We start from the raw sequence: 12,090 nt of genomic DNA on the forward strand, positions 1-12,090 counted from the left end.
TGTGTCCGATCTTCACCCTTGCGCACTCCCTCACGCCAGGTGAATACCCACCCAACAACATCGGAAAGCGACCGGTTGTATCGTCGAGGTGGTCAACACCCGCCAAGGCTGGCGCTATTTAGTCAATGTTGAATCATGTATCAGGGGACGGCAGATCGTGACTGTGCGGAACGAGGAGCTCGGTGACCTTGAGGTCTGGATCGACCAGGATCTGTGCACGGGCGACGGGATCTGTGCCCAGTACGCACCCGAGATCTTCGAACTCGACATCGACGGTCTAGCTTACGTCAAGAGCGCCGACGACGAATTGCTGCAGGACCAGGGCGCGACGACACGCGTCCCGCTGCCCCTGCTCACCGAGATCGTGGACTCCGTCAAGGAGTGTCCCGGTGAGTGCATCCATGTACGGCGAGTGTCCGACCGGGTCGAGGTGTACGGGCCCGACGCCGAGTGATCGATCAGACAGTGATCGATCAGACACTGCCCGGAACCGGCAGGGCCTTGAGGACGAACTTGCCGTCCTTCCACCGCCAATTGACTTTGCGCTGAAGGTCCGGACAGCAGCGCGCCACCTGCTCCGATGAGTAGCCGAGCAGAGTGGCCGAAACCTTGGTTCCGCGCAGCGCGAAATCCTTGATGCTCATCCCTTCCTTGGGATCCAGGAAGGTGGCGACGATCCGCGGCCTCGCCGGGCCACTGCCGCTCCCCTTGCCGCCCTTGCCGGCCGTCCCGCTGCCGTCGCCGCCCTCGCTGTTCTTGCTGTCCGGCTGGGCCAGCACATACATGCCGCTGGGCGGGGTGCCGGTCTCGGAGTGGCAGCGCACCACGGCCACCGTCTCCGGCCGCCCGTCACCGTCCAGATCGCCCGAGGCGCGGTCCGTGACGTCCAGTTTTGCCGGGCCGCAGTCCACGGGGTAGTCCGCGGCGGTGGGGTCCGGGGCCTTGACCACCGGGGCGCCCGACCCCGGCACGGAGGCCGTGGAGGTGTCCGTCGTGGCCTTGGCGTCGGAGGGCTGGAGCACCGCGGCCCCGGCGACGACGACGGCGAGGGCGGCCGCTGTCGCGAGCCAATGCACCGGCCGGGGGTGGGTGTGCGGGAGGTCCGGGCCCAGAGGCAGCACGCGGCGTGACTCCTGTGAGAGCGGTGGCGTCAGGGGGTGCCCCGCATCGTGCCACATCTCACAGCGCGCGGCCACCGCCTCCGCGCGCAAATCCCGGCGGAAGTCGGTGGCCGCGCCCAGGTGTTGGTGCGGGGTGTGCTCGTACGGGCTTGGGTCAACCGCGGTCGGCGGAGCCGTTTGTGGCGCTGTCCGCGCCCGCGGCCGCCCCGCCGCCGTTGCCCCAGCCCGCGTAGTCCTCGCCGTAGGCGCCCTTGGCGGGCCTGCGGCGGCGCAGCGGGGGCTCCACGCCGTCCGCGAGGCGGCGGGCGGTGAGCAGGAAGCCGGTGTGGCCGATCATGCGGTGGTCGGGGCGCACCGCAAGGCCTTCGACGTGCCAGGTGCGGACCATGGTCTCCCAGGCCGCGGGCTCGTTGAAGGTGCCGTGCTCGCGGATGGCCTCGACGGTGCGGGCCAGCTGCGTGGTGGTGGCGACGTACGCGCACAGGATGCCGCCGGGGACGAGCGCCTTGGAGACGGGGCCCAGGCACTCCCAGGGGGCCAGCATGTCCAGGATGACGCGGTCGACGTCGGCGTCGGAGAGGTTGTCCTGGAGGTCGCCGACGGTGAGCCGCCAGGCGGGGTGCGGGGCGCCGAAGTAGCGCTCGACGTTCTGCTGGGCGATCTCGGCGAAGTCGGCCCGGCGCTCGTAGGAGTGCAGCATGCCCTGGTCGCCGATGGCACGCAGCAGGAAGGTGCTGAGCGACCCCGAGCCGACGCCCGCCTCGACGACGCGCGCGCCGGGGAAGATGTCGGCCATCGCCAGGATCTGCCCCGCGTCCTTGGGGTAGACCACGGCGGCACCGCGTGGCATGGACAGGACATAGTCGGGGAGCAGGGGACGCAGCGCGAGGTACGCGACGTTTCCCGTGGTACGCACGACGGTTCCCTCAGGGGCACCGATCAGCTCGTCGTGGGGGAAGGAACCCTTGTGGGTGTGGAAGTTCTTCCCGGCCTCGAGCGTGAAGGTGTAGTGGCGTCCCTTGGGGTCGGTGAGCTGGACCTGGTCCCCGACCTGGAAGGGCCCGCGACGGCGGGCGGCACCGGTCGGTTCGGACATGTGGCCAGCCTACCGGGCCTGCGGGGACGCGCCGACCGCCGGTCCGGTAAGGCCCATTCCGGTAAGGCTCAATCCGGTAGGACTCAGGAAGGCGTCCGCGCCATGGCCGCCACGAAGGCGCGCTCGACGTCGGCCGTCGACAGGACGCCGTAGATCTCCCCGGTGTCCTCGACCACCAGGTACTCGGTGGCCGGGGTGGCACGCAGGGTGTCCAGCAGTTCCTCGCCGGTGAGCTCGGCGGAGACCCGCATGCCCTCCTTGAGGTCCTGGGCGAGGCCGCTGACGGCGACCCAGGGACGACGGTGCTCGGGGACCCCGACGATGGCCGCCTCGCGCACCACGGCGGTGGGTGCGCCCTGGCCGTCGACCACGACGAGGGCGCGCGCCCCGGCCTCGTTCGCGCGGCGCAGCGCCTCCGAGAGGGGGGTGTCGGCCGCGACCGGGACGGCTCGTCGGGTGAGCGTACGGGCCCGCAGGTCCGGAAGGCGCTCACGCAGCCGGGCCATGCGCAGGCTGTTGCCGGCGCCGGTCCAGATGATCGCGGCGAGTATGGCGGCGAGCAGCGCGTCGGTCAGCGAGTCGACGCTGCCGAAGCCCTCGGCCTCGTTGCCGAACCCGCCGGTCTGGGTGGCCAGCGGCAGGCCCACCAGCACCGCGACCGCGAGCGCCCGGCCGGTCCAGGCCGCGGCGATGGTGCCCGTCATGGGCTTGCCGCTGATCTTCCAGACGACGGCCCGCAGCATCCGGCCGCCGTCCAGGGGGAGGCCGGGAAGCAGGTTGAAGGCGGCCACGATGAGGTTGGAGATCATCAGCCCGGCCAGCAGCACCCCGACCACCGTGTCCGGCTCCACGAGCAGCATGCCCAGGTAGAACAGGCCGGAGAGGATCAGGGAGAGCAGCGGGCCGACGAAGGCCAGGACGAACTCCCGGCCGGGTGTCTCGGACTCCTTCTCGATCTCCGAGACGCCCCCGAAGAACTGGAGCTGGATCCGGCGTACCGGGAGCTTGAAGCGCAGCGCCGCGACGGTGTGGGCGAGCTCGTGGACCAGCACGGAGGCGTAGAAGGCCACCGCGAAGAAGAGCGAGACGATGTAGCGCGCGGCGCCCAGTTCCGGCAGCACCCGCTCCAGTTGGCCGCCGAAGACCCAGGTGATGAGCGCGGCGACCAGGAACCAGCTGGGCGAGACGTACACGGGCACACCGAACGGCCGGCCCATCAGGAAGCCGCCGCCCGTCTCACGGGGGCGCTGTGGCTTCTCGCCCTCGGGCTCGGTCGTCCGGTCCGATCCCCCGCTGTCGGACTGCCGCTGCCCGCTGTTTTCCACGGTGTCCCCTCGTCGGATGCGTGGTTCGCACCCCTTCTTCGGTATGGTCCCCACGATCATGCAGTGCGAGGACCTCGGACGTCGATGGTATGCGTCCGGCTGTCGGTGGCGGGCCGTAGGGTCTGCGCCATGGGAACCTCCACCGGGAAGGCCGAACGGGCCGATCGGACGCCGCAGTCCGGTCGGTCCTCCGCTGTGCCGCCGGCCGCGTCGCGGTCGAAGCCGTCCTTGTCGCCGTCGCGCGCGGCGGACTTCATGCAGTGTCCGTTGCTGTACCGCTTCCGAGTGATCGACAAACTGCCGGAGAAGCCGAGCGCCGCCGCGACCCGGGGCACGGTGGTGCACGCGGTACTCGAGCGTCTGTTCGATGCCCCGGCCGTGGAGCGCACCGCCTCGCGTGCCCGCTCGATGGTGCCGGGCGAGTGGGAGCGGCTGCTGAAGGCGCGGCCGGAGCTGACGGAGCTGTTCCGTACGGAGGACGGCGCGGAGCAGCCGGAGCGGCTGGAGCAGTGGCTGGCGGATGCCGAGCGGCTGGTCGAGCAGTGGTTCTCGCTGGAGGACCCGACGCGTCTTGAGCCCGCCGAGCGGGAGCTGTATGTGGAGACGAAGCTGGACAGCGGGCTGACGCTGCGCGGCTATATCGACCGGGTGGACGTCGCGCCGAGCGGCGAGGTGCGGATCGTCGACTACAAGACCGGCAAGGCGCCCGCCCCGCAGTACGCGGCGGGGGCGCTGTTCCAGATGAAGTTCTACGCCTTGGTGCTGTGGCGGCTGCGGGGGGCGGTGCCGCGCCGGCTGCAGCTGGTCTATCTGGGCAGCGGGGATGTGCTGACGTACGACCCGGACGAGTCGGATCTGCTGGCCGTGGAGCGCAAGGTGCGGGCCCTGTGGGAGGCGATCTCGGAGGCGATGGAGACCGGCGTCTTCCTGCCGCGCCAGACCAAGCTGTGCGGCTGGTGCGACCACCAGGCGCATTGCCCGGAATTCGGTGGGACTCCCCCGCCTTATCCGGCGGCCACCGTGCCCGCGCAGTCCGGCAGAATGGGGCAGGTCTAGCGGTCCAGCGAAGGAGAACCTGTGGCTATCCGCGTCCTACTGGTCGACGACCAGCCGCTGCTGCGCACCGGCTTCCGGATGATTCTCGAGGCGGAGCAGGATCTCGCGGTCGTCGGCGAGGCGGGGGACGGTCTGCAGGCCCTGGACCAGGTGCGGGCGCTGCAGCCGGATGTGGTGCTGATGGACATCCGCATGCCGCGGATGGACGGTGTGGAGGCGACCCGGCAGATCACCGGCCCGGGCCGGGACGGTCCTGCCAAGGTGCTGGTCCTGACCACCTTCGACCTGGACGAGTATGTGGTGGAGGCGCTGCGCGCGGGGGCCAGCGGCTTTCTGCTCAAGGACGCGCCCGCCCATGAGCTGGTGCAGGCGATCCGGGTGGTGGCGGCGGGCGAGGCGATGCTGGCGCCGAGCATCACCCGGCGGCTGCTCGACAAGTACGCCGGGCATCTGCCGTCCGGCGAGGAGCCGGTGCCGGACACCCTGCACACCCTCACCGAGCGCGAGGTGGAGGTCCTGAAGCTGGTCGCCAAGGGGCTGTCCAACGCGGAGATCGCGGCGGATCTGTTCGTCAGCGAGACGACGGTGAAGACCCATGTGGGGCATGTGCTGACGAAGCTGGGGCTGCGCGACCGGGTGCAGGCGGCCGTCTACGCGTATGAGAGCGGGCTGGTGCGCCCCGGCGCGCAGTAGCGCGCAAGCCCTCCGCTTCGCTTCAAGGCGCGTCTGCGCACGCCGAGGCGCCGAGGCGCACTGACGTACGTAAGACAAGGCCGAGGGCCGTAGGACAAGGCCGAGGGCCGTATCCCCTGCCGCCTCCTGGCGGTGCGGGATACGGCCCTCGGCGCTGCTACCCGGGTCCGAGCCGGCTCAGCCGTCGCTGGTGCGGCCGAGCTCCCACAGCTGGAGCATGCTCGAGGCGTCGAGCAGGTACTCGGTCCCCACGACGCCGTCGCGGGAGGCCACGTACTGCTTGCCCTGCCACAGCGGCAGATACGGCACATCGCCCGCGACGAGGTTCTGGATCTTCTGGAGATCCTTGACCGCGAGGGCCCGCTGGGCCTCCTGCCGGGTCCTGGGGATCAGCTCGTCCTCGATGGTCTTGTTGTGGTACGGGGAGTTGAGCCAGTTGTCCTTGGTGAGGAACGGCGCGACGTAGGTGTCCGCGTCCGGGAAGTCGGGCAGCCAGCCCATGCCGTAGACGGCGTACTCCCGCTTGACGACGGCCGGGCGGAACTCGGTCCACTTGACGCCCTTGATCCTGACCGAGAACAGCCCGCTGGCGTTCAGCTGGGACTGGAGTTTCTTGAACTCCAGGGCCGTCTCGGGGCCGTAGTGGTCAGTGGTGTAGGCCAGCGTCAGCTGCACCGGGGTGTCGATGCCGGCCTGCTGCAACAGATCGCGCGCGGCGCCGACGTTCGGGTCGCCGTACTCGTTGTGGAACGAGTTGGTGTGCGAGGAGATGTTGTTGGGGACCATCGAGTACAGCGGTTCGGCGGTCCGCTTGTACACATCGCGCACCAGCGCCTGGCGGTCCACGATGTTCGCGATGGCCTGGCGGACGGCCTTGTTCTTCACCACCGGGGCCGAGGTGTCGAAGACGAGGTAGCGGATGCCCTGGCCGGAGGTCTCCTGGAGCTGGATGCCCTTGATACCGGTGGTGTCCATCCGCTCGATCTGCTCGGGCGAGAAGCCGCGGTTGACGACGTCGACATCGCCCTTGGTCAGGGCCGACTCCAGGGTCTTGGCGTCATCGAAGAAGCGCATCTCGAGCTTGTCGCTGCGCGGCTGGATATCGCCCTGGTACTCGGAGTTCTTGGTGAAGACCACCTTCGTCAGCCGGTTGTTCTCCACCTCGGTCTTCGCCGTGTAAGGGCCGGAGCCCACGATGTCGAAGCCCTTGCGCACCGCGTCCTTCTTGTAGACCTCGCTGTCGAGGATCGCCGCGGCGGGCGTGGTGAGCTTGGACGGGAACGTGGCGTCCGGGCTGGAGAGGTGGATGACGACCTCGCGGTCGTTGGGGGTCTCCACCTTGTCCACGTTGGACAGCAGGGACCACACCCCGCTCTGGTCCTTGATCCGCAGCACCCGCTCCAGCGAGAACTTCACATCGGCGGAGGTCAGATCGTGGCCGTTGGAGAACTTCAGCCCCTTGCGCAGCTTGCAGCGGTACTGCTCGCTCTGCCGGTCCTGGAAGCCGCACTGCTCGGCGGCGTCGGGGATGGGGTCGGTGCCGGAGCGGGGCAGTCTCATCAGCGTCTGGAAGGTGCTGTGCAGCACGCTCCAGGAGGCGAAGTCATACGCCTGGGCCGGGTCGAGCGGCGCGGTCGCAGCTTTCGAGGCCTCGATGCGGTCGGTGCTCCCCACGACGATCGCCCCGTCGTCCGACCCTGCGCCGTCGGTACCGCCGCACGCGGCGAGCGTGGAGGTCATCAGTCCCGCCAGGACCGGCAGCACCAGCGACTTACGGTTCATTCTCGGGAGTCTCCCTGCGATCGATCAACTACTCGCGAAGAGATTAGTCCGCGGCGCCAGCCCTACTGGAACACAACGAAGTTGAGGCGTTATCACGCCCCGATAACATGTAACGGTTCACCGATATCCGGACGCCATCACGTTTCTACTGACATGCCATCAATCCGGACACATGGGTCCGCACAAATCGGACCAGACGGGACTCGAAGCAGACCCCTCGTCACCCTGTCGACGGCGGGTGCGGTGAGAAACATCACTTCTTCCGTCATGCCACCGGGCAAGCGGAATTAGGACAGTCCATTTCCCTGCCTGTCCTTAACCGAAATACGCTCGGTGCGCGATCAGTGCATTCCAGTGATCAGAGTGCGCAAAAACGGGACGTCGACTTCTTCCAGCGAGCCGACGACCGTACGCCCCACGGCAGGCTCGATCATCACCAGCGACGGCACGGCCACCACCTGGCATCCGGCCGCCTCGGCCGCCGTCACGCCGGTCACCGTGTCCTCCACCACCACACAGCGCGCCGGGTCCGCGCCCAGTCCCGCGGCGGCGAAGAGATACGGGTCCGGGTGCGGCTTGGTCCGGCCGATGTCGTCGCCCGCGACCGTGAGCGCGAAGTGCTCCGGGCCGATCGAGCGCAGCACCGACTCCATCACCCGCCGGTGGGAGGCCGAGACCAGCGCGGTGGGCACGCCGTGCGCAACCAGCTCGGTGAGCAGCCTGCGGGCGCCCGGGAGCAGCGGCACGGTGCCGTCGATCAGCTCGGTGAAGCGGCTGTTCAGCAGCCCGGTCAGCTCGGCGAGCGCGATGTCCGCGCCGGTGGCCTGGATCAGGAAGGAGGCGCTGCGGGTCATAGGGCCGCCGACGACCACCTCGCGGTACTCCTCGGCGAGCGCATGGCCGAGCTCGGCGAAGATGGAGACCTCCGTGTCCCACCAGATGCCCTCGGTGTCGACCAGGGTGCCGTCCATGTCGAGCAGGACGGCTTGCAGGGCGGAGCCTTCGGCCGTACGCGGGTCGACGGCGGGGATGCTGCTGGTCATCCGATCACCTCCGGGAGAGGGGCACGGAGGCCGGCCGTCTTCCGCGGTTCTCGCGACTCTCGCGGTTTTCGCTGGTTTCGCGGTTTTCGCGGTTCTCACGATGCGGAAGACGACCGGCCTCTACCGGATCGACCAGTGTACGACGGCCCGCCGCGCGGCGCCCGACGGCTTCCCGCCGAACGCCGCGGAGTGCGACGGGTCCGTCACCGTGCGTTGAAGTATTTGGCTTCCGGGTGGTGGATGACGATCGCGTCGGTGGACTGCTCGGGGTGCAGCTGGAACTCCTCCGAGAGCTTGACCCCGATCCGCTCCGGGCGCAGCAGGTCGGCGATCTTCGCGCGGTCCTCCAGGTCGGGGCAGGCCCCGTAGCCCAGTGAGAAGCGCGCGCCGCGGTATTTGAGGTCGAACATGTCGGTGACGTCCGCGGGGTCCTCGGCCGCGAAGCCCAGCTCGGCGCGGACGCGGGCGTGCCAGTACTCGGCAAGCGCCTCCGCCAGCTGCACGGACAGCCCGTGGAGCTCGAGGTAGTCGCGGTAGGAGTCGGCGGCGAACAGCTCGGCGGTGGCCTCGCCGATCTTCGAGCCGACGGTGACGACCTGCAGCCCGACCACATCGGTTTCGCCGGACTCCTCCGGGCGGAAGAAATCCGCCAGGCACAGCCGCCGGCCGCGCCGCTGGCGCGGGAAGGTGAAGCGGGTCAGCTCGCTGCCGTCCTCGCCCAGCAGGACCAGGTCGTCGCCCTTGGACACACACCGGTAGTAGCCGTAGACGACGGCCGCCTCCAGCAGGTTCTCGGTGTGCAGCTTGTCGAGCCAGCCCCGCAGCCGCGGCCGGCCTTCGGTCTCCGCCAGCTCCTCGTAGCTCGGCCCCTCGCCGGTACGGGCCTGCTTGAGGCCCCACTGGCCCTTGAACAGCGCGCCCTCGTCCAGCCAGGACGCGTAGTCCGCCTGCTGGATGCCCTTGACCACGCGGCTGCCCCAGAAGGGCGGGGTGGGCACCGGGTTGTCGGTGGCCACGTCGGAGCGGATCGGACCCTCATCCGGCTCCGCCACCTCGACGGCCGCCGCCGCGCGCCCCCGGACCCGGCGCTGCTTGAGCTCGGGCAGGGTCGCGCCCGGTACGCCGCGCTTGACGGCGACCAGCGCGTCCATCAGCCGCAGGCCCTCGAAGGCGTCGCGGGCGTAGCGGACCTCGCCCTCGTAGATCTCGTGCAGGTCCTGTTCGACATACGCCCGGGTCAGCGCCGCCCCGCCGAGGATGACGGGGTATTCGGCGGCCAGCTTGCGCTGGTTCAGCTCCTCCAGGTTCTCCTTCATGATCACCGTGGACTTCACCAGCAGCCCGGACATTCCGATCACATCGGCGCGGTGCTCCTGCGCGGCGTCCAGGATGGCCGAGACCGGCTGCTTGATGCCCAGGTTGACCACGTTGTAGCCGTTGTTGGAGAGGATGATGTCGACGAGGTTCTTGCCGATGTCGTGGACGTCGCCGCGGACCGTGGCGAGCACGATGGTGCCCTTGCCCGCCTCGCTGTCCTCGGACTTCTCCATCTGCGGCTCCAGATGGGCCACCGCGGTCTTCATCACCTCGGCGGACTGGAGGACGAACGGCAGCTGCATCTGCCCGGAGCCGAAGAGTTCGCCGACGACCTTCATGCCGTCCAGCAGGGTTTCGTTGACGATGTCCAGGGCGGGCCGCTCTTGCAGGGCCTCGTCCAGGTCGGCCTCCAGGCCGTTGCGCTCGCCGTCGATGATGCGGCGCTTGAGGCGCTCCTCCAGCGGCAGGGCGGCCAGCTCCTCGGCCTTGCCGGCCTTGAGGGACTTGGCGGTGGCGCCCTCGAACAGCGCCATCAGCTTCTGCAGCGGGTCGTAAGCCGGTTTGTCCCCCTGCTGGGGCGATCGGCGGTCGTAGATCAGGTCGAGGGCGGTGGTGACCTGCTCCTCGTCGAAGCGGGCGATCGGCAGGATCTTGGAGGCGTGCACGATCGCCGAGTCGAGGCCTGCCTTGACGCATTCGTCGAGGAAGACGGAGTTGAGCAGGATACGGGCGGCCGGGTTGAGGCCGAAGGAGATGTTCGACAGGCCCAGCGTGGTCTGCACCTCCGGGTGGCGGCGCTTGAGCTCGCGGATCGCCTCGATGGTGGCGACGCCGTCCTTGCGGGACTCCTCCTGGCCGGTGCAGATGGTGAAGGTCAGGGTGTCGATGAGGATGTCCGACTCGTGGATGCCCCAGTTGCCGGTCAGATCGGCGATCAGCCGCTGGGCGATCTCGACCTTCTTCTGCGGGGTGCGGGCCTGGCCCTCCTCGTCGATGGTCAGCGCGATCAGCGCGGCGCCGTGCTCCTGGGCCAGCCGGGTGACCTTGGCGAAGCGCGAGTCGGGGCCGTCGCCGTCCTCGTAGTTGACGGAGTTGATGACCGCGCGGCCGCCCAGCTTCTCCAGGCCGGCGCGGAGGACGTCGACCTCGGTGGAGTCCAGCACGATGGGGAGGGTGGAGGCGGTGGCGAAGCGGCCGGCCAGTTCCTCCATGTCGGCGACGCCGTCCCGGCCGACGTAGTCCACGCACAGGTCGAGCAGGTGGGCGCCCTCGCGGATCTGCTCGCGGGCCATCTCCACGCAGTCGTCCCAGCGGCCTTCCAGCATGGCCTCGCGGAACTTCTTCGAGCCGTTGGCGTTGGTCCGCTCGCCGATCGCCAGATACGAGGTGTCCTGGCGGAACGGCACGGTCTGGTAGAGGGAGGCGGCGCCGGGCTCGGGGCGCGGGGTGCGCTCGGTGGGGGTCAGCTCGCGGACCCGCTCCACGACCTGGCGCAGATGCTCGGGCGTGGTGCCGCAGCAGCCGCCGACCAGCGACATCCCGTACTCGCGCACAAACGTCTCCTGGGCGTCGGCCAGCTCGCCCGGGGTGAGGGGGTAGTGCGCCCCGTCCTTGCCCAGCACCGGCAGGCCGGCGTTCGGCATACAGGACAGCGGGATACGGGAGTGGCGGGCCAGATAGCGCAGGTGCTCGCTCATCTCGGCCGGGCCGGTCGCGCAGTTCAGGCCGATCATGTCGATGCCCAGCGGCTCCAGCGCGGTGAGCGCGGCGCCGATCTCCGAGCCGAGCAGCATGGTGCCGGTGGTCTCCACCGTGACCGAGCAGATCACCGGGGCGTCGGAGCCCAAGGCGTCCAGGGCGCGGCGGGCGCCGAGGACCGCGGCCTTGGTCTGCAGTAGGTCCTGGGTGGTCTCCACCAGCAGGGCGTCGGCGCCGCCGGCGATCAGGCCCTCGGCGTTCGCCTGGTAGGCGTCGCGCAGCACGGTGTACGGGGCGTGGCCCAGCGTCGGCAGCTTGGTGCCGGGGCCCATGGAGCCGAGCACCCAGCGGGGGCGGCCGTCCGCCGCGAATCCGTCGGCGACCTCGCGGGCGACCCGGGCGCCGGCCTCGGACAGCTCGTGGACCCGGTCGGAGATCTCGTACTCCCCCAGCGCGGCGTGGTTGGCGCCGAAGGTGTTGGTCTCCACGCAGTCGACGCCGACCTCGAAGTACTCGGTGTGGACCGAGCGGACGATATCGGGGCGGGTGATGTTGAGGATTTCGTTGCACCCCTCGAGCTGCTGGAAGTCCTCGAGGGTGGGGTCCTGGGCCTGGAGCATCGTCCCCATCGCGCCGTCGGCGACCACCACGCGGGTGGCGAGGGCCTCGCGGAGTGCGCGGACCCGGTCGGCGGGGTCGGTGGCTGCGGACGTAGGCGTATGCGAGGCCATGGGTGAGCTCCCTGGATGCGACGGCTGTCGGCTTTGCACCCTCCTCGGCGGAGGGCGCACCAAGCCAGAGTAGCCGCCGGGGAGCTTTCGGCGAGTGGTGTTCCACGTGACGGGACAGCTCGTACGGGGCGGGATGGACGGTGGGGCGGCGGTGTCCGCGGAGGGTCTGTGATCGTTTACCCTTTTCCCGCTGTACCACGGGGTCGACATGGACCGATAGTGTTCAGC

9 protein-coding genes are annotated in these 12,090 nt (G+C 69.5%); 3 read left to right on the forward strand and 6 right to left on the reverse strand.

The features are described 5' to 3' along the window. The first annotated feature begins 163 nt into the window (after positions 1-163). On the forward strand, positions 164-454 hold the full coding sequence (locus ACWDSL_RS17795; RefSeq protein WP_450486384.1) for a ferredoxin: 291 nt from the start codon (positions 164-166) through the stop codon (positions 452-454). Positions 455-473: 19 nt separating this feature from the next. On the opposite strand, the gene ACWDSL_RS17800 is transcribed toward ACWDSL_RS17795, so the two are convergent. From ACWDSL_RS17800 to ACWDSL_RS17810, 3 genes are all read right to left on the reverse strand, one after another. Then, a complete protein-coding gene (locus ACWDSL_RS17800) occupies positions 474-1,121 on the reverse strand; it encodes a hypothetical protein (RefSeq protein WP_450486334.1) in 648 nt (215 codons plus the stop codon). Positions 1,122-1,275: 154 nt separating this feature from the next. Then, positions 1,276-2,217, reverse strand: a complete 942-nt coding sequence (locus ACWDSL_RS17805; RefSeq protein WP_450486336.1) for a tRNA (adenine-N1)-methyltransferase — start codon at positions 2,215-2,217, stop codon at positions 1,276-1,278. A gap of 83 nt (positions 2,218-2,300) precedes the next feature. After that, positions 2,301-3,602: a site-2 protease family protein gene (locus tag ACWDSL_RS17810; RefSeq protein ID WP_370656707.1), complete on the reverse strand. Its 1,302-nt coding sequence runs from the start codon at positions 3,600-3,602 to the stop codon at positions 2,301-2,303. Between the two features lie 69 nt (positions 3,603-3,671). Here ACWDSL_RS17810 and ACWDSL_RS17815 point away from each other — a divergent pair, with 69 nt between their 5' ends. Then, positions 3,672-4,598 carry a RecB family exonuclease gene (locus tag ACWDSL_RS17815; protein ID WP_450486338.1) on the forward strand — a complete coding sequence of 309 codons (927 nt, stop codon included), beginning with the start codon at positions 3,672-3,674 and terminating at the stop codon, positions 4,596-4,598. A 21-nt stretch (positions 4,599-4,619) separates the two neighbouring features. Continuing rightward, a complete protein-coding gene (locus ACWDSL_RS17820) occupies positions 4,620-5,291 on the forward strand; it encodes a response regulator (protein WP_014181038.1) in 672 nt (223 codons plus the stop codon). A 177-nt stretch (positions 5,292-5,468) separates the two neighbouring features. On the opposite strand, the gene ACWDSL_RS17825 is transcribed toward ACWDSL_RS17820, so the two are convergent. The 3 genes from ACWDSL_RS17825 to metH all read right to left on the reverse strand — a co-directional run bounded on the left by ACWDSL_RS17825 (position 5,469) and on the right by metH (position 11,862). Next, on the reverse strand, positions 5,469-7,073 hold the full coding sequence (locus ACWDSL_RS17825; protein WP_450486340.1) for an ABC transporter substrate-binding protein: 1,605 nt from the start codon (positions 7,071-7,073) through the stop codon (positions 5,469-5,471). Positions 7,074-7,414: 341 nt separating this feature from the next. After that, positions 7,415-8,116 (reverse strand): HAD family hydrolase, encoded by a 702-nt coding sequence (locus ACWDSL_RS17830; protein WP_385626591.1) that lies wholly within the window; start codon positions 8,114-8,116, stop codon positions 7,415-7,417. Positions 8,117-8,319: 203 nt separating this feature from the next. After that, a complete protein-coding gene (gene metH / locus ACWDSL_RS17835) occupies positions 8,320-11,862 on the reverse strand; it encodes a methionine synthase (protein ID WP_450486343.1) in 3,543 nt (1,180 codons plus the stop codon). Positions 11,863-12,090 lie beyond the last annotated feature (228 nt).

The organism is Streptomyces sp. NPDC000941, from assembly GCF_053599555.1.